The organism is Streptomyces noursei, from assembly GCF_016917755.1.
Taxonomy (GTDB): Bacteria; Actinomycetota; Actinomycetes; order Streptomycetales; family Streptomycetaceae; genus Streptomyces; species Streptomyces yunnanensis.
The window spans coordinates 2,362,992-2,383,522 of the sequence record NZ_CP070326.1 but is presented as its reverse complement, the minus strand read 5'-3'; the positions used below and the strand labels follow the sequence as shown (position 1 = coordinate 2,383,522).

The window sequence follows — 20,531 nt, the reverse complement described above, 5'->3', positions numbered from 1 at the left end:
GGCTACAGGTCCGGTCCCTTCGGCGGCGCCTGCGGATCCGGCCCGCGGCCCGAGAGCACCTCGCCGTACGCCTGCATCAGGTCCGGCAGCCGAAGGGTGGCCAGATCGTCCCGGGTCGGGATGCCCTGCCAGGTGGACAACCGCAGATCGCGGTAGGCGCAGCTCTTCTCGTACAGGGTGCGCAGGAAGCGGCCGTTGCCCAACTCGTCGATCCAGCCCTGCTCGACGACGTGGCCGTTGATGCTGGACAGCTCGTCGCGGGCCTCCTCGTCCCAGCGGTCGCCGTTCTCCGCGGCCAGCACCTCGCCGATCCTGGTGAGTTCCAGCGGACGGTAGCTGGGGAAGTCCACCCGGCTGGTGAAGCGGGAGGAGAGGCCGGGGTTGGTGGCCAGCAGCCGGTCCATGCCCTCGGGGTAGCCGGCCAGGATGACCACCAGCCGGTCGCGGTTGTCCTCGGCCCGCTTGAGCAGCACCTGGAGGGCCTCGTCGCCGTACGCGTCGCCCTTGCTGTAGCCGGAGTTGGACAGGCTGTACGCCTCGTCGACGAAGAGCACCCCGCCCAGCGCCGAGTCGATCAGCTCGTTCGCCTTGACCGCGGTCTGGCCGAGGAACTCGCCGACCAGGTCGGCGCGTTGGGCCTCCACGAGATGGTCGCCGCCGAGCAGCCCCAGCGCGTAGAAGACCCGGCCGAGTATCCGGGCCACCGTGGTCTTGCCCGTTCCCGAGGGGCCGGAGAAGACGAAGTGCCGTTTCGGGGGCGCCACCGGCAGGCCCTGGCCGGCCCGCAGCCGGGCCATCCGCAGCTGCGCCGACAGCGCCCTGACGTGCCGCTTGACCGGCTCCATGCCGACCATCCGCTCCAGCTCCGCCAGGGCCTTCTCCAGCAGCACCGGATCGGCCGGCCCGGTGGGCAGGAGCTCGCCGCCGCGACGGCCCGGCGCGGTCGTCTTGATCCGGGCGGTGCCGCCGTCCCCGGCGGACGGGCCGGCCGGCTCCGCCTGCGCGCCGGCTGGTTCGCCGGCCACCAACAGCTCCCGGCCGTCCACCGGGTCCAGCGGCGCCAGCGGGTCGAGGTCGCCGCCGGCCTCCTGGGCCGGGCCCTGGGCCGAGACCGGAGCCAGGCCGGCGCCCTCGTCCAGCCCGTCCGCCTCCGCGATGGCGGCGAGCCGGGCCGCGGTGTCCATGAACGTCGGATCGACCCGGTGCACCGCGCGGTAGAGGGGGAGCGCTGCGGCGCTGCGGCCGGTGCCCTCGTAGGCGCGGGCGAGCCAGTAGCGCAGTTCCTTGCGCTGTGGCTGCTCGCTGCGGCAGCGCATCAGCGCGGCGGCCAGCAGCGGCTCGGCCTGCCCGTACGTCTCCAGCCGCACCCGCGCCATCCCGCCGAACAGCCCCGCCTCGATGCCCAGCGTCGGATCGCCGAGCAGCGGTTCGGTGTGCCGGACGAGCTGCTCCCAGTCCTTGACGAGGTAGGCGCGGCAGGCGTGCAGGAAGCGCACCTGGGGGTCGGTCTCCACCGGTGGGCAGCCGGCCAGCGCCTGGTCCAGCTCGGCGACGTGCCGGCCGTCGAGCCAGTGGGAGGCGTGTGCCAGCAGCAGATCGCGGCTGGTCTCCAGCACCGGCTGGACCCACCAGCCCAGCCAGTACCAGGAGTTCAGGGCGCGTCGGTGGCGGGCACGCTGCTCGCCGAAGCGGTCGCGGTGCTGGTGCATCCGCAGCAGCGCCATGGAGGTGTCCGCGCGCAGCGCGTGGAGTCCGAGCCAGGCGTCGGCCATCGACGGATCGAGCCGTACCGCGGCCCGGAACTCCTCCTCGGCCTGGGGGTAGGCCCCCATGGTGTAGGCGTCGACCGCGCGCAGCCAGGCGAGTTCAGCCGGAGCGGGCGAACCCTGAGCGCCGACATCCATCCCGTCCCCCCACAAAACGTCCCCCCGTGGTGTACCACCGGACGTGTGCCGCGCCGTGGGCCCGGGGCCTGGCCGGCCCTTGGCGAACCGGCGTGCGGCGGGCGGGAGTTGCCCTGCCGCGCACCCGGGTCCGGGTCCTGCGGTGGCACAGACTCGCATCGTACCTGCGCTGTCGGTGCAGGTCGTAGAGGGCCGCACGAGGTGGAGACGGGGGAGCGAAAGGGGGCGCATCGGCGCGAAGCAAGCGGTGACCCTGAGTGAGGAAAGTGCCGCGCGGCGAGCGCCGCGAAATGTGCTTTCACACAGGACGAAGCCCCCGATCACGGGGGAACAACCGGGGGCTTCGCGTCTGCGGGCGGTCCGTTGAACCGCGCATTGAGAACGTAAGTCCTGTACGCCCCCCAGGTCAAGCCGAGTTGGGGTACTCGGCGGGTCCCGGTCAATGACTGGCGGCGTGTCAGCCATGGTCGGCTACGCACGGTGAAATCCGGGCCCGGTCAAGGCTACTTGGCGGGTCCCACGCACACCTCGTACCCCATCTGCCCCTGGTGCACCAGGAGATCGGCATACGGTCGGGATGGATCCGCCGCGAAGTGCGCGCGCTCCGCCGGAATCCAGCCATCCCAGAACGCAGAGAGCCCCGGACCGTCCCGGAGTTGACCCCGTTCCCATGAATGCTCGCGCGCCAGTTCCATCCACAGCAGGCATGCGACGTACGGCCGCAACGCGCGTCGCCCGGTGCCCACGCCCTCGACCAGTACCACCGGCTCGGGCGCCAGCTCCCGCACCGTGGCGAACTCCCGGCGCACCCAGTCGTAGACCTCGTAGCGTGCCGTCCCGCCCCGGGACAGCGGCGCCAGCACCTGCTCCCGGAACCGGCCGCCCCACGCGAACAGCTCCTCGTGCGTCGCGAGGTCGTCGGTGTGCACCACCGGAGCGCCGCCGAGCGCCTCCGCCAGCCGGTCGGCGAAGGTGCTCTTCCCCGATCCCGCGTGTCCGTCCACCGCGACCAGACGCACCGGGCCGCACGACGGCGGGAGGGTGCGCAGCCGGGCGGCCAGCGAGGTCAGTACGGGGTCCGGGGCGGGGGTCATCCCACCAGCGTACGCCAGTGGTCCACACCAATATTCGTGCCGCGACGCGCGTCGAACCGCCTTCCTAAGCCCGCCCGGAACGGAGATAGTTGAGCGCATCCGCCGCACCGCACCGGACCCGACCGCCCGCACCGCGAGCCGTCCGCACCGACTGGGGGACCTCATATGACCAGCTCCGCGCCCCGGCGCACCGTCCTGGCCGCCGCACTCGCCGTCGCCGCGGGCGCCGCCGCGAGCCCCCTGGCCCCCGCCACCGGCGAGCCCGCCCGCCGGCCCGCCCCGGTTCCCGAGACCACCCCGCGCCGATCGAAGAGCCCCGTGGACTACCACGCCTGGACCACCGCCGCCGACTGGCACCAGGGCACCGGCCACGGCACCCGCGTGATGTCCGGCCGCCGCCCCGGCATCGCCCTCGCCCGCCCCGCCGGCACCACCGAGTACCGCGACCCGCACACCGGCAAGACCGCCACCTGGGAGTACGCCACCTGGACCAGCCCGGTGCACCGCCTCCCGGTCCCGGCCACCGAGGCCGTCGCCTCCTGGAACGCGCGCACCCCCGCCGGCACCTGGATCGCCGTCGAACTGCGCGGTACGTACTCGGACGGCGGCCACACCCCCTGGTACATCATGGGCCGCTGGACCGCCGGCGACGGCGAGACCGACATCCGGCGCACCTCGGTCGACGGCCAGAAGGACGGCCGCAGCGCCGTCTCCACCGACACCTTCGCCCTGGACGACCCCGCGAGCGGCCTCCGCCTGGCCGCCTACCAGCTCCGCCTCACCCTCCACCGCCGCCCCGGCACCACCGCCACCCCCACCGTCTGGCGACTGGGCGCGATGGCCTCCGACCTGCCCGACCGCTTCGAGGTGCCGGCCTCCAAACCCGGCCTCGTCGGCTGCGAACTGCACGTCCCCCGCTACTCGCAGGAGATCCACAAGGGCCAGTACCCCCAGTACGACAACGGGGGAGAGGCGTGGTGCAGCCCCACCTCCTCCGAAATGATCATCGAGTACTGGGGCCACCGCCCCACCCGCCAGCAGCTCTCCTGGGTGGACCCCTCCTACGCCGACCCCCAGGTCTGCCACGCCGCCCGCTACACCTACGACTACCAATACGAGGGCTGCGGCAACTGGCCCTTCAACGCGGCCTACGCCGCCACCTACCCCGACCTCCAGGGCGTCGTCACCCGCCTGTCCTCCCTCACCGACGCCGAACGCCTCGTCCACGCCGGCATCCCCGTCATCACCTCCCAGTCCTTCCTCAAGACCGAACTCGACGGCGCGGGCTACGGCACCGCCGGCCACCTGATGACCGTCATCGGCTTCACCCCGACCGGCGACGTGATCGCCAACGACCCGGCCTCCCCCACCGACCCTGCCGTCCGCCGCGTCTACAAGCGCCACCAGTTCGAGAACATCTGGCTCCGCACCAAGCGCCACGACGACAAAGGCCAAGTCAAGAGCGGTTCGGGAGGGGTGTGCTACCTGTACTTTCCGGCGCGCGTCTCGGCAGGGCAGCGGCGTGTGCTGGCGTCGGTGGGGGTGCGCTGAGACGTCGTCGGGCGGGGCGTCAGGCGCGGAGTGCGAGGCGCCTGACGAGCCCGGTGCGCAGACGGGGCGGAGGTCCCGCGGAGCGTCCCGAGCCGTCGGACCTCTTCTGTCGCGAGTTCGGTTCGTGCTGCCAGGGCGAGCACGGCGGCATAGGGGCGTTCGCCCTCGGCGAGCTTTGCCGCCCCGGCATCGCGCACGGCCCGCAACACCATGAGGTCCGCACCCGGATGCTCCGCCAGCAGGCACAGGAGCTTGTTGTCGTTCCAGGTGCTGTCGTGGGCCGTGCTCAGTTCCACCAGGGCCTCGGGTGCGGTACGGGGATTGACCGCCAGTGCACGGATGGATTCCCCTAAGGACCGTCGAAATGGCCATCCTCGCGGGGGATTTGGCCACTCGTGGTGGGGCGGATTCCGCAGGCGATCGATCGGCGGGAAATCACCCATGGATGTTCCTCGGCGCGGCGGGTACTGACGGTTTCTCGGCGAGGTCGGTCCTGGTGGATCGGCCGCTCTAGCCCAGCCAGGCTACGGTGGGCGCCGCACGGTGACGTTGTTGCCGGTGGTTCGTTGGCACGACATGAAAAATACGCGTTGTGCACTCGCCGGTCTCGTGCTCGCGACCGCGCTTCTCGGCTCCATGTCGGTGCAGGCCGTGGCCGTCCCCAATGACGAAACCCCGCTTCAAACGCACCTCACGATGCCGCTGAGCAGTCTCCTGACGGAAAACGGCACTCCGGCCGATTGGAGAATCCTCGGTTACCGACTCTGAAAGGCCCAGCGCCGCAGGGCCGTTCAGCCGCTTTCGGTAGCCGCTGGTCGTGGTGCGGGATCAGGCGGCTTGCCGGCGCCAATGGCGGGAACCCGGGGAACGCAAGGAATCCGGGGGACGCAGGGATTCCGGGAATCCGGGTAATCCGGGAATCCGGGGAATCCTGGGTGCATTGCATGCTCGTGTCGTCGGTGCTTGCCGGTGTTTGTCGGTGCATGCCGGTGCTGGTCAGTGGTTCGTGTTGTGGGCCGCCGGTGCGAATGCCTGGGTCACGGCGAGGCTGTCCTCGTAGACGTGGTGGCGGGTGATCAGGCCGTTGTCGACGGTGAGGTGGAGGGCGAAGCGAGCGCGGTAGGCGCGTCCGGTGGTCCGTGCGGTCTGGCGGATCTCGCCGAGGACGACGGCGTCCGGTCCGTCCACCAGGATCCGCTCGATCTCGGTGGCCGCGGCCTCGGGGATGTGGTGCTCGGCGAGTTCGCGGTAGTGGGCGGCGGCGTCGGCGCGGGTGGTGCGGTGACGGATCCAGGGCGTGGCGGCGCGGCCGTGCTCGGCCTCCGGCCAGTCCAACTTCCAGTCGGCGTCGTCGGCGTACAGCTCGGCGATGCGCTCCGGGTCGCCCTCGCCGATCCGGTGCAGCAGCTTCTCCACCACGGAGCGGGTGGTCGTCGCAGTGGTCGCGGTCATGAGGGCGCGTCCCTTCGGATTGTTGATGCGGTGCGTGCGGGTGCGGGTGGTCGGGGTGGGTGTGTCGGGGGTGCCCCCATCTTGTCGAAGGGGGAGGAGGGGGGCGATTACCTGGGAGGTAAGGGAGCGTGGTCGACGGCCTTCCCGTGGGTGTCTGGGCGTGGGGGAGGCGCTGATCGAGGCAGTTGGGGAGTTGAGGGCGACGACGCCAGCGGTCCCGAAGGCGCCCGTGCCGTTCCGGTGTGTGCGGGGGACGGCCGGTCAGGTCACCGAGAAGCCGCCGTCCACGAACACCGTCTGGCCGGTCACGAACGCAGTGCTCGGGCCGGTCAGGAAGACCGCGGCGCCCGCGAAGTCGGACAGTTCGCCGTTGCGGCCGGTCATCGTCCGGCGGGCCATCGCCTCGGTGCGCGTCGGGTCGGCGAAGACCGCCTCGGTGAGCGGGGTGCGCACGAAGCCCGGGGCCAGGGCGTTGACGGTCACGCCGCGCCCGGACCACGCCTCGGCCTGGGATCGGGCCAGCGCCGCCACGCCCGCCTTGGACACCCCGTAGGCCCCGCTGTTACCGAAGGCCCGGATGGTCTGCTGGGAGGCGATGTGCAGGATCCGCCCCCAGCCCCGCTCCGCCATCCCGGGCCCGAAGCGCTGGCCCAGCAGGAACGGGGCGTCGAGGTTGACGGCCATCGTGCGGTCCCAGTCCTCGGTGCTCAACGCGTCCATGGGCGGGCGGGGGTTGACCCCGGCGGCGTTGACGAGGATGTCCGGTTCGCCGCAGCGCTCCGCCACCTCGTCGGCGGCCGTCCGCACCGCCGCCCGGTCGCCGAGGTCGGCGGCGACCCAGTCCGCCGTGCAGCCCGCCGCCCGCAACCCCTCGGCGGCGGTCCGCAGCGGTTCCGGTCGGCGCGCCATCAGGACGACCTCGGCGCCGGCCCGGCCCAGCGCCTCGGCGATCGCCCAACCGATCCCGGAGCTGCCCCGGTCACCAGGGCCCGGCGGCCGGTGAGCGAGAACAGTGCGTCGAGGTACGGGGCGGGGGTGGGCATGGGCCGGCCTCCTGGTCGGAACGGGGCGTGCGGGTCCGGTGCGGCGGTCGCGGCGCGTCGCGCTCCCTGGCGAGCCGCACCGGCAGACGATCACACACCGGTCGGGCGGCGCGCCACCTCCGTCCGGCGCCACCCGCGTCCTGCGCCGCCCCTGCCCGGTGGGGCGGCCCGGCCCCGTGCGCGCTGCTCAGCCGATCAGGTCCAACACCGGGCGCAGGCCATCGGGGCGCCGGTGCACGGGGAGAGGGTCCACCGGGAAGTAGGCGCAGCCGACGGCGGTGGCGCCCCCGTCGGCGGTGCGGTCGTCGCCGACCATCAGCACGTGCGGCGGCGCCACCCCCAACTCCCGGCAGGCGAGCTCGAAGAGCCGCGGGTCCGGCTTCTGCAGGGCATGCTCGAAGGAGAGCACGCAGGCGGACAGGTGGCGGTCAAGGCCGTGCGCGCGCAGGACCGGGCGCAGGTCCCAGCCGATGTTGCTCAGGACGCCGGTGCGGATGCCGCGCAGATGGAGCGCGGCCAGCACCTCGGCGGCGTCGGGGTAGGGCAACCAGGCGTCGGGCGTCATGTGGCGGTCGTAGAGGGCGTCGTAGAGGGAGCGCCCGGCGCCCGGCGGGTCGTACAACTCGGCCCGGGGAAGCGGTACTTGGCGGGCCAGGCCGGTGTAGACGGCGCGGTGGTGGCGGGCGTCGCGGTCGCGGAGGTCCCACAGGGCGGCCAGCTCGTCGGGAATCGTGGCCGGCGAGGCGCCGCCGGGGAGGGCGCCGGCCCGCTCCAGGGCTGCGGCCAGCCCGACGATCTCGCCGTCGGCGAGGAGGCAGGGCGGCGTTCCGGGGACGGCGTGGAAGGCGGCGAGGGACGCGCGGAGCCAGGACTCGGCCGGCTCGATGCGCAGCAGCGTCCCGGAGAAGTCGAACAGGACGCCGTCGATCCCGCCGCCGGCGGTACCGCCGGGCGCGCCGTTGGTGGTGGTCATGGTCTCCATGGTGACGGTTGTCCGGCGGCCGGTCAGGTGAGCGCGTGCAGTCCGGGCCCGAACGCCACCAGCAGCGGGACGGCCGGCAGCAGCAGCGCATAGGCCGTCATCCGCAGGCGGCGGCCGGGGGTCAGGCGGGCGGCCGGGGCCAGCAGCCGGTTCACCCGCTGCGGGACCTGGGCCAGCTGGGGCGGGCAGGGCCCGAACACCCCGCTGTCCTCGTTGAGTTCGACCAGTGCCAGGGCGATGGTCAGCCGGCCGAAGCGGCGTGAGGCGACGTCGTCGGCGGCCATCTCGACCAGCCGGTGCACCTGGTCGCGGAACGCCGCGAACACCGGGATCTGCGGGAAGCCGGCGGCCAGCGCCGACGCGCAGTGCAGCAGGACGTCGTGCCGGGCCCGCAGGTGCCCCTGTTCGTGGGCGATCAGCGCATCGAGCTGACGCCCCCTCAGGCGCTGCAACGCCGAGGTGGTGATGACGAGTTGGGGCGAGGGGTGGTGCAGCAGGAACGCCCGCGGCCGGTCGCCCTCCAGGACCACCAGACGACTGCCGCGCGGGTCCTCGCCGGGCAGCAGCGGCGAGCGGCGCAGCAGTTCGCTCCGGCGTCGCCTGCGGCGGACCCGCGCCGCCCGCACCTCGCGGGTCAGCGCCACCACCGTCCATGCGCCGCCGCCCGCCAGCAGCAGCGCCAGCACACCGGCCCACGGCCCGTACGTGTTGAGCGCGTACGCCTCGACGACCACCCGCGGGGCGAATCCGAAGACCGGGCTGCGCACCGTGTCCCAGGCGGCGGCCGCGCTCAGTGCCATGGCGAGCACACAGCACAGCAGCACACCCGCCACCACGCACTGCCACACCCACAGGGCCAGCACCGGCTCGCGGTCGGGCCAGTCCGAACGGGCCATCACGCGCGGCGCCATTGCCGCGGCCAGCACGCCGAGGATCATCAGCGTGAGGGGGACCATCATGGCGCCAGCCTATGAGCGGCCCGCTACCGGTTGGTACGGTCCCGCGACGGAAGTGACGTACACCACGCCCCGCGCAGGCGTGCGGCGCGCGGGGCGGTGCGGCCGATGGCGCGCGACGGACCTCAGAGCGCCAGGAGCATGGCGAGCATGCCCAGCCCCATGGCCACCTGACAGGCCCGCAGGACGACGGGCGGGCCGGCGCAGGCGACGGAGGTCCCGGCGGCGGCGCCCGGTGCGCCGGCGGGGGCCAGCCGGATCCCGGCGGCGAGCACATAGACCGTGTAGTAGACGAGCAGCAGGCCGGTCAGCAGCGGGATGCCGGCGGGCGCGCCATGCGACCCCCCGGTCATCCCCGCCATCCCGTGCGCGCCGTGCATCCCCGGCATCCCCGCCGTGCCGGACGCGGCGTGCATCCCCGGCATGTCCTGCATGCCGACCATCGCCAGCGCCATGTAGACCATCGCCAGCGCCCCCACCGCGTGGTGCAGATGGCGCCGCACCAACGCCCAGAGCGCCGACGCGCCGAACACCGCCGTGTACACCCAGGGCGACCACGCCGGCGGCGCCACCGCGGAGGCCGGCAGCGCCATCACCGCCATGCCCGACGCCATCAGCGCCTCGCCGCGGGCCGTGGCCCGCTGTTCCGGGGGGCCGGTGCGGGTACGGGACAGGCAGTAGCCGCCGGTGGCTGCGCACAGCAGCACCAACAACCAGCCGACCAGTGACGGTGTGTGCATGGAACACCTCCCGGACCGGGGGACGGTGAGCACCCGCAGGATGCCCGGCAGGGGGGTGGCATACAGGAGCGCACAGGCGCAATCCGGGAGCGCAGGAAGGCCGGTCCGCACCGCCGGTCGGGGCGGCGGTGCCCCGGCGCTCCGGTCAGTCCGCGGCCACCCGCTCCGGCCCGCACCAGGCGGTCAGCGCCGCACGCAGCGCGTCCTCCGCCACCGGCCCGTCGCTCGCCCAGGCGAGATAGCCGTCCGGGCGCACCAACAGCGCCGCCGCGGAGGGCGCCTGGGTGGCGGCCGGGACGATCTCGACCCGGTCGGCCCACCCCGCCGCGGCCTTGAGGGCGCCGTCCGCATCAGGCCCCTCCAGCCCCAGCAGCAACGGCCGCCCCTGGCGCAGCAGTTCCGCCAGCCGCGTCGTGCCGTCCGCCGTCGTCACCGGTAGATCGCGGGCGAACGTCCCCGTCAACGGATGCCCGTCGGGCCCGGCCGGGTAGCGGATGCCGGTGCCGTAGATGACGTCGCTGAGGTGCTTGTTGACCTCGTCCATCGCCATCAGCCGGGTGAACAGCGCCCGCAGCGCGTCCACCTGCGGGCCGGGCCGCATCAGCGCGACCTGGGCGCGGGTGTTCTCCAGCACCTCCGCGGCGACCGGGTGCCGCTCCGCGTGATAGCTGTCCAGCAGCCCCTCCGGCGCCCGGCCCCGGCACACCGCGGCCAGCTTCCAGCCCAGGTTGAACGCGTCCTGCAGGCCGAGGTTGACGCCCTGCCCACCGGCCGGGAAGTGGATGTGCGCCGCGTCGCCGGCCAGCAGCACCCGGTCCACGCGGTACCGGTCCGCCTGGCGCGCGCTGTCGGTGAAGCGCGTCACGAAGTCCACATCGCTCAGGGTGACCCGCTGCCCGGTCACCCGCTCGATGCCCCGGGCCAGTTCGTCGACGGTCTCCGGACTCTCCAGGTCCTTTGGCGGCTCCCACTCGGTGACGGCGATCCGCCCGTCGGGCATCCGCATGAACCAGCCCCCGTCGGTGCGCTGCCAGGCGGCCGGCAGCTTCCCGCCCCCGTGGACCTCGACGCGGCCGCGCCCCATCCGGGACACCAACGACGGGTCGGTGCCCGGGAAGCCGATCCCGGCGTCCTTGCGCACGACGCTGCGCCCGCCGTCGCAACCGACCAGGAAGCCCGCGCGTACCGTGGTGTCGCCGTCCGCGGTCCGCACGTGGACGGTGACGCCGTCCGCGTCCTGGGCCAGGCCGGTCACCTCCTGGTCGTAGCGGACCACCGCGCCGAGGTCCTCGGCCCGCCGGGCGAGCAGGTTCTTGAGGACCTGGTGGGGGAGGGCCAGGCCGTGCGGCTGCTCGGCCGGCTCCGCCGAGTGCCGACCGAGCAGGTACAGGCCGGCGAAGTGGCCGCGCGCGGCCCGGTCGTCGAGCTGCCGCCGGAAGTCCGCCAGCCCCGGCAGGCTCTCCTGGGCGCGGGTGAACTCCGCCAGCAGGCCCCGCCGGTCCAGCGTCTCCAGCGTCCGGGAGTGCAGCACCAGCGTGCGCGGCTCGCCCTCCCCGCGCCGCCCCCGCTCCAGGACGAGCGCCGCGACGCCCTGCAGTCTCAACTCCGCGGCCAATGTCAGGCCGACCGGTCCGCCGCCCGCGATGACGACGTCGAAGTGCTCCCCGCCTATGGGGGATTCCGTAGTGGTCATACCCGCGACGCTAGCGACCGCGGGGACCCACCACCAGTGACCGTTGTGCAACCCAGAGTTGCACCGGACGCACTCCGGCCCGCGCCACCGGACGCGGGCCGGTCCGCCGGGTCAGGGCCGGTAGCGCAGCGGATGGTCGGCGGGGACCTCGGTCACCACGATCCGGTGCCCGTCCGGGTCTCCGAACCGAAGGGAAGCAGTAATTAAGGACATAGTAGGCGTATGGCTACATATGGCATCAACGCGCTCTCGGCGATCCGCCTCAGCGTGAGGACGGACGAAACAACCTCCCCAGGGCGACAGCGGACAGCCAATGAAGAGTCTGCCCGGGGCATCGGTGCAGAGATCATCGGTGAGGCGGAGGACCTTGATGTCTCCGCCTCGAAGACCACCCCTTTCGAGCGCCCCCAGCTGGGCGCATGGCTGGCCGATCCAGCCAGCTACGACGCCATCCTGTGGTGGCGCCTTGACCGCGCCGTCCGCTCCATGGCGGATATGCACGCGCTCGCGAAGTGGGCCCGGGACCACCGCAAGATGCTCGTCTTCGCCGAGGGGCCCGGCGGCCGGCTGGTCCTGGATTTCCGCAATCCGCTGGACATCATGTCGGAGCTGCTGGTCACCCTCCTTGCATTCGCGGCGCAGATGGAGGCGCAGGCCATCAAGGAGCGGGTCACCAGCGCCACCGCCGCGCTCCGCCTGATGCCTCTGCGCTGGCGCGGTGCGCGGCCTCCGTATGGGTACGAACCCGTGCCCATGCCCGAAGGCGGCGGCTACACACTCGCGCCCGATCCAGAAGCCGTCACGGTGATCGAACGCATCATTCGGGAACTTGTCGACGGAACCGCCGTTTCGGCGATCGCAGTGGCCTTGAACGAGGAAGGCGTTCCGTCGCCCCGTGACCACTGGGCACTCAAACGAGGGCGGTCCACCGGTGGCAAAACAGGTGGGCGTCACTACGACGCCGGAACTGAGGTCGAGCGCTTCCGATGGGGTGCCTCCGCCATCAAGGCGCTCCTCACCTCGCCGACGCTGCTCGGCCATAAAGTGCACAAAGGCACTCCAGTCCGTAACGCGGCGGGGCAACCCATCGTGGCAACGGATCAGCCCCTGCTGAACCGTGAAGAGTACGACTACATCGGCTCACTGCTGAACGCACGAGCAACGAGGCCACGGACCAGGAAGGACACCAACGCGCTGCTCCTCCGGGTCGCCTTCTGCGACAGCTGCGGAGGCCGCCTCTACTACGCACGCGCCAGCGGAAAGCGTCCCAACATCTACGGTTGCCGCCCCTTCGCCGATGGGCGGACCTGCTCCGCGACGGCCAACATCAAGGCGGAATGGCTGGAGGAGTACGTCAAGGAGGAATTCCTCGCACGTGTGGGTTCTTGGGAACTGGTGGAGGTGAAGACGATCCCCGGCTACGACCCCGGACCGGAACTCGCCGAGGTGACTACGGAACTCGAAGCGCACATGTCTGAGGCAGAGCGATTCCGTTCGGACGCCGGCCGCCGGATCTGGCAGTCGACGGCGGACGCCCTTGAAGCACGGCTGGCCGACCTGGAAGCCACCCCCGCTCGCCCACCGCAGGAGCACGTGGTCCGGACGGGTAAGACTTACGCGGACGAGTGGCGCCGGCAGGACGTAGTCGGCCGTCGCCGCATGCTCCTGGACGCCGGTGCGCGCGTCGTCGTCAAGCCTGGCCGCAAAGGCGGCAGGCACAGGCCGGATGAGTCCCGCTTCTCGTTCGCCCTGGGAGCGAGTCGTACCACCGCGATCCGGCTCGGCGAGATCGCTGCAGAAGAATCCACCGCCTGATCCTCTTCGGAAACCTTCCTACCGCTGCCCCGAGCGGTACGTCCTGGCCTGCCGCACTTACCACTCTGTCGTCTACGTCTTCGAGGTGCTGCCTTTCAATCTCGGCAGGGGCGCGACGGGTGAGGGGCAGCGGGCAGCAGCCAGCGGTCTTGCGGTGGGGGAGCGGCGGTGGCGACGCAGGGCTTGGCCGCAGGTTTGAGTCCCTGGCGGGAGCCGCAAACGAGGGCTGGTCATGCCGTGCCCGTGGTCAACCGCGGAGATTCGCTCATTGTGACGATGTTGGTACGTCTACCGAAGCCGAAGACGCGTGTCGGATGACGTGGGGATCGCGGTTCTCTGAACTGGTTTGCCCAGCACCGGCACGGCCCCTTGGCGGGATTCGAACCTGCGCACACGGCTCCGGAGGCCACGGGGAGATGCTGCCTGACCTGGGGTTTCTCTGCTGGAGCGCCGAACTCTCGCGCAGGTCTCTCGCAAGCAAGATCAACTACTCCCGGATTGGCTGAGGAGGGGCCTCCACTCGGCGTTGCTGCCAAGGTGACACGGCGGCCTCCGGGCGAGGCCCACAGGCGCTCCCTCCCGGCGCCCGGGTACTTCGACCGCTGGGGTATCCCAAATGCGGGGGATCTTGTTCGTTCGGCCGCTCTGGCCTGGGCCTGTCCGGCATGATGTCAGGTCATGGCGGCAGCAGGTGGCATGGACGAGTTAGCCGAGCACCGGGCGGTGTTCGATGATGGGCTGGAGCTCGTCGTGAGGAACGGGGCGGGATGCGCGTCAGCTTTCGTGTTGCTGAAGTACGACGCCTTGTATGGCTCGACCTTGGCTCCGCTGTGCCTTCTGCCCAGCGAGTCGGGCCGAAGGCTGTGAGGCGATGGGTGGCCGGGCGTGGCTGTCATTGGCGCCGACGCAGTTCCCGCACGAGTTCCGCGACGGCGCGCAGGATGCCGGCGCGGTCCTGTGACGCGGTGTCTTTAAGCGCCAGGCCGGTGATGGTCACCGCGGTGATCGCAAGGATTGAGAGCCCGGCCAGGAGCATCGTTGCCCACCGGATATCCATGTGTGGTCCTTCCCCAAGACGTCTCGACCGCCCCGGGACGAGGCGGACACGAGCACTGTCGCCACACTCCCAAGGGCACGGCTATGGATTCCGGATCGCCGGATTTTTGGCCGCAAGCTACCAGGTCACAGAGCTGTCCGGTCCTGGTCGCCGGATCGCGTCGGATGGGATCAACGCGGAAGAGGGAAAGGGGAGGCCGTGAGCGTCAGGGAAGAGACCGCGGGCCGGCAAGCCCTGGCGGCGCAACTGGGTGAGCTTCTCGCCGAGTTGCGTGGGCCGGGGAAGTCCCAGAAGGCCGTGGTCGACGAGGCCAACAGGCGCCGGCGGACCGCCGCTGGCCGCCCCAAAGACGAGCCCTGGCCACGTGGGAAAGGCGGCGAGGACCTGTCCCCGAAGACGCTCAACGGTTGGCTCCCCAAGCAGCCCGGCTCGAAGGAGCCCAGCGTGCCGCAGAGCTTTGAGGCCCTGTGGTCTGTGGTCGAAGTGATGCTGCGTTGGACCGGCCAACTCCGCGACAAAACCTCTGAGGACAAGCTCCGCCGCCACTGGAAATGGCTCTATGAGGAGGCCCAGCGCGGGACCAGTCTGGACGAGGAGGTGCGCGGCTACCTTGAAGCTGCCCGGAAGGCCGCCGATCCGCACCCGTATCCCGGCATCCACGGCCAGATAGGCCCACCACCGTCCCTGGCTGAGGTCCACGTGCGCCAACGCAGCCGCCTTGCGGTTGACGACGCGGACGCTGAGCACGGCAACGGCCCCGCGGCCGAGCCGGCAGAAGCGGCTTTCCGGAGACCGGATCGCTTGTGCATGCTCATCGCAGGCCCGGGAGCTGGCAAGTCCACGCTGCTTCGCATTCACCTGCGCGATGCAGCAGGTGAATGGATCAGCAACACACAGAGCGCTGGTAAGTCCTCTGCGACAGTCCCGATATGGGTGAGTGCACGCGGCCTGGTCGGGGAGGGGACACAGGTCCCTGATGCGCTCGCCGCCGCCACCAGAAAGCTCTCCCGGTACGGGCGGCACCCGGAACTGGCCAGGGACCGCTTCCTTCAGCGGCCATGCGCCGGCGCTTACTGGCAGGTGCTCGTCGATGGTCTCGACGAGCTCCCCAATGCCGAGGAGCGTCGCGCCGTTTTGCAGAAACTGACCAACGCCGTCATGCAAGACCCACCGCTATACCGCTGCGTCGTGGCAACCCGCCCACTAGCCGAGAACGAACTCACCACCCTCGGCAGTGCAGTGCCGCGCTACGAACTGCAGCCCTTTACGAGCGATGACCTGCACACCTACATCGAAAAGTACTTCAGCACCCGATGGCTGCAGCAGGAGGCCACCGACCGCGCTCATCAGTTCACCCGCGCGCTTGGCAACGTCCATCTGGTCGAGCTAGCTCGCACGCCGCTGATGGCTTTCATGCTCTGCCAGCTCTACCTCGCCACACCTGAACGCCCGCTGCCCGATGGTCGTACCGCGGTGTACGAAGCTTTCACTGACCTTCTCTACGAAAGTAATCAGAGCAAGCGTGTCGCCGAGAGCCACGAAGCAGCGGTCCAGCGCCTCGTGAACGGCCTGCAGACTCCGCGGGCGCGACAGGAGGCCGAGGCTGCGGCGCGGCAGATCCACGAACGGCTGCCCGAGCTGGTCGACTACCTGGCCCACCAATGGCTTACCGGCCATCAGGCGCCGGTGACCGAGGCCCTGGCCTCGCACGAGGCCGTCTGCCGCCCCAGCAAGGTGCGCTCGCAGCGCTGGGAGGCGTTCGTGGAGGACCTTCTCCGTCACACCGGTCTGCTGGCCCACCACGCCGACGGCCTAGGCTTCCCACACCAGACCCTCCTCGAATACCACGCGGCCCGCCACGCCACACGCGACGAAGGGGCACGCGCCAAACTCCTCGACGAGCTGTTCCCTCCAGGGCAAAGACCCCGCGTTCCAGGCACCGAACCGTCCTACCTGGGCTTCCTCCTCGACGGCCTCCTCGCCTCCCCTGACGACATCGCAGCCGCGACCACGACCAGGATCGAAGCCCTCGCCCACAAGGCAGGAGATCACGCCTGCTTCTTCCTCGAACAGCAGGTGAAACTAAGGACGAACCTCCCCATCGCGCAGACTGCGGAACAACTCAACTCTTTCGCCCGAAACGGCGCCTTCTTCAGCTTGACCCGTGTGGGGGCGGCCGAGGCCCTGGCAGGGGTGGAGGGGCACCGGGACCACGCTGCCCAACTTCTCACCCAGCTCGCCAGCGACACCTCCTTCGAGGGCTTCGCCCGTGTGCGAGCGGTCGCGGCCCTGGCGGAGGTGCAGGGGTACCGGGACGCGGGGGCAGACCTGCTGATCGCCTTCGCCGACAACACCTGCTTGGACGGCCACGACCGAGTGGGGGCGGCCACAGCCGTGGCGGGGGTGGAGGGGTACCGGGACCACGCTGCCCAACTTCTCACCCAGTTCGCCGACGACACATCCCTCGACGGATCCGACCGCGTGGAGGCGGCCAGGACCCTGTCGGGCATGGAGGGGTACCGGGATGCGGGGGCAGACCGGCTGATCGTCTTCGCCGATGACACCTCCCTCGGCGACGAGGACCGCGTGGGGGCGGCCACCGACCTATCGGGGGTGGAGGGGTACGGGGACCGCGCTGCCCAACTTCTCACCCAGCTCGCCGATAACACCTCCATCTACGACATCGTCCGCGTGGTGGCGGCCTCCGCCCTGACGGAGGTGGAGGGGCATCGGATCGTGGGAGCAGACCGGCTGATCGCCTTCGCCGACGGCACCTCCCTCGACGGCTTCGTCCGCGTGGGAGCGGCGAGGACCCTGGTGGAGGTGGAGGGGTACTGGGATGCGGGGGCAGACCGGCTGATTGCCTTCGCCGACGGCACCTCCCTCGACGACTCCGACCGCGTGGGGGCGGCCAGATACCTGTCGGGGGTGGAGGGGTACTGGGATGCGGGGGCAGACCGGCTGATTGCCTTCGCCGACGACACCTCCCTCGACGACTCCCTCCGCGTACGAGCGGCCGAGGCCCTGGCGGAGGTGGAGAGGTACCGGGACCGCGCTGCCCAACTTCTCACCCAGCTCGTCAATAGCCCCTCCGTTGACCACTCTGACCGCATGAGGGCGGCCAGGGCCCGGGCGAGGGGGGAGGCGTACCGGGACCACGTTGCCAGCCTGAAGGCGACTGGTGTCGGCAATCATGTAAAGGGCCTCTGACATGCGTGCTCACGACCACGTGAGCTTCCGGCAGGAGCCGACGACTAGGGCTGGTCGTGCCGCACCCCCTGTGACCTGCGGAGATTCGCTCATCGTGACGATGTCGATATATCCGCCGAAGACACGTATGGGCTGACGAGGTGCTCACACCGCTCGGAACGACTCGCGCTGCGCAGGTTTGAATCCCCGGCGGGGGACCCAGGACATGGGAATCGGGAGAATCCCGGAACAATAGGGGTGAGCTGGTGATCTGCTCGGTCGTCCGGCTCAAGCCGTAGTCGGGCGCCCCCGAGCACAGAGCGATCGGAGGATCTTTCCAGCCGGGAGAGATCGAGTGGCCGGATGCATCGCCCAGGGACCTGCTCCTGCCGGAGTGCGCGAGTACGTCGTTTCCGCCGTAGCACCGTGACTGGGGCGAGGCCGTGGAGCGACGTAAGGCGTGCCCGGCAGGCAACGGAGAACCCTCTGCCTGCCACACTGCTCGCTCGTCGGCTGACTGATCTCACACCGGTACCTTCACAGAAGGTACCGGTGTGAGGGGAATACCGATGGACGTAGGGGAGTTCTGGGCACATCGCGCGAGGGCGCATGGTCCAGTGGCTCGGGTGGAGGTGCTTCGCTTGGGCACCAAGCGCCCGCCACGCATCAAGATTCGCTTCGCCGCGGACGAGGAGGAAGGGCGTGAAGCCTGGGTGCCACGCTCGCAACTGCACGTTCCGTGGGACCAGGCCGATCGGTGGCTCGCGGAAGAACGCCGCTGGAAAGAGCTGAGAGCCGCCACACCACCAGGTGACGCCCCCGAACGGCGTGCGGCGAACATCGTCTTCGAGTCCTGCCCCTGGGACGAACTGGCGAGCGTCGGCTATTCGCGGCACGACGACGGCGTGTTGTACGTGGAGGACGTTAATGCGTTCGCCGAGGCGCTGGGGGAGAGCACAGGCTTCTTCACCGGTGATGCGCTGACGGTGGTTCGTGACGACAGGAGTGCGGAAGCGCCATGGGCAGTAACGCTGGCGTGCGCCCGTAAGGGCGCCACCCTGCACACGGACCGCGTCATGGCAGACGTGGAACGTGAGGAGCAACGGGCCCAACGGGAAGCGATCTACGGTTCATATACTCCGGGGCCGGGCAAACGGGAGGGACATCATTTCAGTCCCGAGGTCTGTGCCCAGGTCGACAGGGAGTACAAGCCTGCACGCGATCTCGTTCGGCAGTGGTGTGGTGCCCCAGCTGTCGAGGCGTACGCCGAACTCCGCGTCCTGCGTGCCGAGGTCATCAGACTCGGCAGGATCGTGGAGCAGGCCGTCGGCATACTGCGGCAAGCCGGCAGGGACAAGGACGCCGCGAAGATCGAGGCACAGTTCGAGATTCCTGTCGTGGCATTCCGCAGGATGGCGCCGCCCAGCTGACCCATCCACGCGCCGTTATCAGCGCACGGTCGTCCGCATCTTCGTCCGCCGTCCGCGAGTAGGAGGCACAGATGGCAAAGACCCCGCCCAACGAGCGGCAGAGGGAAGTGCTCTGCTGGATTGCGGAAGGCTGTCCTGCGGGAGCATGGGGTGAGGGCGACTTCACCTACAAGACCAGCGCGCAGGCGCTGCAGAATCGCGGGCTGGCGAAGATCAGCAGACGCGGAGGCGCGTGGAGCGCCGAGGTCACGGCCGCGGGCCGCCACTACCTTGAGCACGGCACCTACCTCGCCCCTACAGAGCGCCAGGAGCACGCCAGACGGCACAGCAAGGCCAAGGCTCAGTCGACGACGTCGGTAACGGCACACCCTACGCCATCGCGGAATTCCACTCCCTGTGAGCCCGCGGCACCCGAAGCGGTAGCTCGCCCCGCTTCCACGGGACGTACGGCATCGAGGCAACCGAAGAAGACCCTTGGTGAACAGCTCATCGACGATGTCCTGGCGGCGGGTGGCTCGCTCGTGGTCAAACCCCATTACGGGGCAGGGGCACCCAACTGGACGGCCCGGATCAGATCGGCGCAGCGATGCGGAAGGCTGCCCGAAGGGAAAGAGCTGGTCCATCGCTGGCGGGCAGGAGGCTACGAGATCACGATCCAGGACATACCGGCGTGGAAACTGGCCGTCCTGGACCCAATCCCCGTTCCCGAGCGACTCCACCGGCCACACACCATCGTCGCCGCGCTCCGGGACGGCGAACCCACCCTGGGCTTGAGCAAGTCCGTCCAGCCCCGGGCACTGCGCCTCGTACAGGCCATCGTGACGGAGGCGGAGAGACGCGGGCACACGGCTCAACTCACCCGAGGCGGACACCGCTCACGCCGGACTGACGACGCAGGTCTCTTCATCGTCACAGCCCAAGAGCAGCCGTGTGGCTTCTCCTTCGGGCAGGAGCAGGACAGGACGGAACACGTGCCCACGGCGAAGGAACTCGCCGACGCCGAGCGGTACTCCTGGGTCAGGATTCCGCAATACGACTACTCCCCCTCTGACCGCCTCACCATCACTCTGAACGGAGGGATCCCCCATCGCCAGTCCGTGTGGAAAGACGCAGCTGACCGCCCCCTGGAAGCCCAGCTGCCGGAGATTCTGCAAGAAGTGGACCTGCGCGGACTGGCCGCCGAACGCAAGCGTGCCGAGGAAGAAGAACAGGCCAGGCTCAAGCGGCGCCGATGGGAAGGAGCGATGCGGCAGGCCCACGTCGACTATGCCGAAGCCGTCCGCATCCGTGCGCTGGAACAGCAGGAGAAGCGGTGGCGTCAGGCCAGACGGTTCTCCGCATACCTGACCGCGGTGAGCCAGCATGTCGAAGCCATGCCGGACGGCACCGAGCGCGCCGAGGCCGAGGCGTGGCTGTCCTGGGCGACGCACTACGTACGTTCGATCGATCCGCTGACTCAACCGCTTCGCATGCCTGAAGTGCCCGAGTCCCGGCACAGTGACCTGGAGCCCTTCCTGCACGGCTGGAGTCCGTACGGCCCCAACAGCAGGTGAGCAGGAGCCACGACCTCATGGCTCATAGCCTTGAGGGGCAGGCGGTCCGAGCCGCCCCGCGCCGGCGCCACG

At 70.5% G+C, this 20,531-nt stretch carries 14 protein-coding genes and 2 pseudogenes; 6 read left to right on the top strand and 10 right to left on the bottom strand.

All coding sequences use genetic code 11. The annotated features are described in order from the left end of the window. Positions 1-2 precede the first annotated feature (2 nt). A complete protein-coding gene (locus tag JNO44_RS10480) occupies positions 3-1,904 on the bottom strand; it encodes an AAA family ATPase (RefSeq protein ID WP_205363315.1) in 1,902 nt (633 codons plus the stop codon). 503 nt (positions 1,905-2,407) lie between these two features. After that, positions 2,408-2,998, bottom strand: a complete 591-nt coding sequence (locus JNO44_RS10475; RefSeq protein ID WP_205363313.1) for a uridine kinase family protein — start codon at positions 2,996-2,998, stop codon at positions 2,408-2,410. Between the two features lie 165 nt (positions 2,999-3,163). On the opposite strand from JNO44_RS10475, the gene JNO44_RS10470 reads away from it, so the two are divergent. Both JNO44_RS10470 and JNO44_RS10465 read left to right on the top strand, forming a co-directional pair. Continuing rightward, on the top strand, positions 3,164-4,549 hold the full coding sequence (locus JNO44_RS10470; protein WP_205363311.1) for a peptidase C39 family protein: 1,386 nt from the start codon (positions 3,164-3,166) through the stop codon (positions 4,547-4,549). Between the two features lie 543 nt (positions 4,550-5,092). After that, positions 5,093-5,317: a hypothetical protein gene (locus JNO44_RS10465; protein ID WP_205363309.1), complete on the top strand. Its 225-nt coding sequence runs from the start codon at positions 5,093-5,095 to the stop codon at positions 5,315-5,317. A 228-nt stretch (positions 5,318-5,545) separates the two neighbouring features. Here JNO44_RS10465 and JNO44_RS10460 read toward each other — a convergent pair whose 3' ends face one another. The 7 genes and pseudogenes from JNO44_RS10460 to JNO44_RS43355 all read right to left on the bottom strand — a co-directional run. Beyond that, positions 5,546-6,001, bottom strand: coding sequence for a nuclear transport factor 2 family protein (locus tag JNO44_RS10460; RefSeq protein WP_205363307.1), 456 nt, complete (start codon positions 5,999-6,001; stop codon positions 5,546-5,548). A 261-nt stretch (positions 6,002-6,262) separates the two neighbouring features. Further along, positions 6,263-7,044 (bottom strand): annotated as a pseudogene (locus tag JNO44_RS10455) (SDR family NAD(P)-dependent oxidoreductase). A gap of 187 nt (positions 7,045-7,231) precedes the next feature. Further along, positions 7,232-8,026, bottom strand: a complete 795-nt coding sequence (locus tag JNO44_RS10450; RefSeq protein ID WP_205363305.1) for an HAD family hydrolase — start codon at positions 8,024-8,026, stop codon at positions 7,232-7,234. A gap of 23 nt (positions 8,027-8,049) precedes the next feature. Further along, positions 8,050-8,985 (bottom strand): M56 family metallopeptidase, encoded by a 936-nt coding sequence (locus tag JNO44_RS10445; protein ID WP_205363296.1) that lies wholly within the window; start codon positions 8,983-8,985, stop codon positions 8,050-8,052. 122 nt (positions 8,986-9,107) lie between these two features. Next, positions 9,108-9,722, bottom strand: a complete 615-nt coding sequence (locus JNO44_RS10440) for a DUF5134 domain-containing protein (RefSeq protein ID WP_205363295.1) — start codon at positions 9,720-9,722, stop codon at positions 9,108-9,110. A 145-nt stretch (positions 9,723-9,867) separates the two neighbouring features. Further along, complete coding sequence (locus tag JNO44_RS10435) at positions 9,868-11,415, bottom strand: FAD-dependent monooxygenase (RefSeq protein ID WP_205363293.1); 1,548 nt, start codon at positions 11,413-11,415, stop codon at positions 9,868-9,870. 111 nt (positions 11,416-11,526) lie between these two features. Then, positions 11,527-11,595 (bottom strand): annotated as a pseudogene (locus tag JNO44_RS43355) (VOC family protein); the annotation flags it as partial. Positions 11,596-11,637: 42 nt separating this feature from the next. Here JNO44_RS43355 and JNO44_RS10430 point away from each other — a divergent pair. Beyond that, positions 11,638-13,230 (top strand): recombinase family protein, encoded by a 1,593-nt coding sequence (locus JNO44_RS10430; RefSeq protein WP_205363283.1) that lies wholly within the window; start codon positions 11,638-11,640, stop codon positions 13,228-13,230. Positions 13,231-14,122: 892 nt separating this feature from the next. Here the strand turns inward: JNO44_RS10430 and JNO44_RS10425 are convergent. Continuing rightward, a complete protein-coding gene (locus tag JNO44_RS10425) occupies positions 14,123-14,287 on the bottom strand; it encodes a hypothetical protein (RefSeq protein ID WP_205363281.1) in 165 nt (54 codons plus the stop codon). A gap of 198 nt (positions 14,288-14,485) precedes the next feature. Here JNO44_RS10425 and JNO44_RS10420 point away from each other — a divergent pair, with 198 nt between their 5' ends. From JNO44_RS10420 to JNO44_RS43350, 3 genes are all read left to right on the top strand, one after another. Then, the gene (locus JNO44_RS10420; RefSeq protein WP_205363279.1) at positions 14,486-17,497 is read left to right on the top strand and encodes an NACHT domain-containing protein; all 3,012 of its coding nucleotides are present in this window, start codon (positions 14,486-14,488) and stop codon (positions 17,495-17,497) included. A gap of 620 nt (positions 17,498-18,117) precedes the next feature. Further along, entirely contained in the window at positions 18,118-18,906 is a 789-nt protein-coding gene (locus JNO44_RS10415) for a hypothetical protein (RefSeq protein WP_205363270.1), read from the top strand. A 71-nt stretch (positions 18,907-18,977) separates the two neighbouring features. After that, positions 18,978-20,459, top strand: a complete 1,482-nt coding sequence (locus JNO44_RS43350; protein ID WP_240167518.1) for a hypothetical protein — start codon at positions 18,978-18,980, stop codon at positions 20,457-20,459. The last annotated feature ends 72 nt before the right edge of the window (positions 20,460-20,531 follow it).

Excerpts from the sequence above, each read along its gene's own strand:
- JNO44_RS10470 (WP_205363311.1), top strand. The coding sequence starts at position 3,164 with ATGACCAGCTCCGCGCCCCGGCGCACCGTCCTGGCCGCCGCACTCGCC.
- JNO44_RS10480 (WP_205363315.1), bottom strand. The coding sequence starts at position 1,904 with ATGGATGTCGGCGCTCAGGGTTCGCCCGCTCCGGCTGAACTCGCCTGG.
- JNO44_RS10475 (WP_205363313.1), bottom strand. The coding sequence starts at position 2,998 with ATGACCCCCGCCCCGGACCCCGTACTGACCTCGCTGGCCGCCCGGCTG.
- JNO44_RS10425 (WP_205363281.1), bottom strand. The coding sequence starts at position 14,287 with ATGGATATCCGGTGGGCAACGATGCTCCTGGCCGGGCTCTCAATCCTT.
- JNO44_RS10430 (WP_205363283.1), top strand. The coding sequence starts at position 11,638 with ATGGCTACATATGGCATCAACGCGCTCTCGGCGATCCGCCTCAGCGTG.
- JNO44_RS10440 (WP_205363295.1), bottom strand. The coding sequence starts at position 9,722 with ATGCACACACCGTCACTGGTCGGCTGGTTGTTGGTGCTGCTGTGCGCA.
- JNO44_RS10435 (WP_205363293.1), bottom strand. The coding sequence starts at position 11,415 with ATGACCACTACGGAATCCCCCATAGGCGGGGAGCACTTCGACGTCGTC.
- JNO44_RS10450 (WP_205363305.1), bottom strand. The coding sequence starts at position 8,026 with ATGGAGACCATGACCACCACCAACGGCGCGCCCGGCGGTACCGCCGGC.
- JNO44_RS10445 (WP_205363296.1), bottom strand. The coding sequence starts at position 8,985 with ATGATGGTCCCCCTCACGCTGATGATCCTCGGCGTGCTGGCCGCGGCA.
- JNO44_RS10460 (WP_205363307.1), bottom strand. The coding sequence starts at position 6,001 with ATGACCGCGACCACTGCGACGACCACCCGCTCCGTGGTGGAGAAGCTG.
- JNO44_RS43350 (WP_240167518.1), top strand. The coding sequence starts at position 18,978 with ATGGCAAAGACCCCGCCCAACGAGCGGCAGAGGGAAGTGCTCTGCTGG.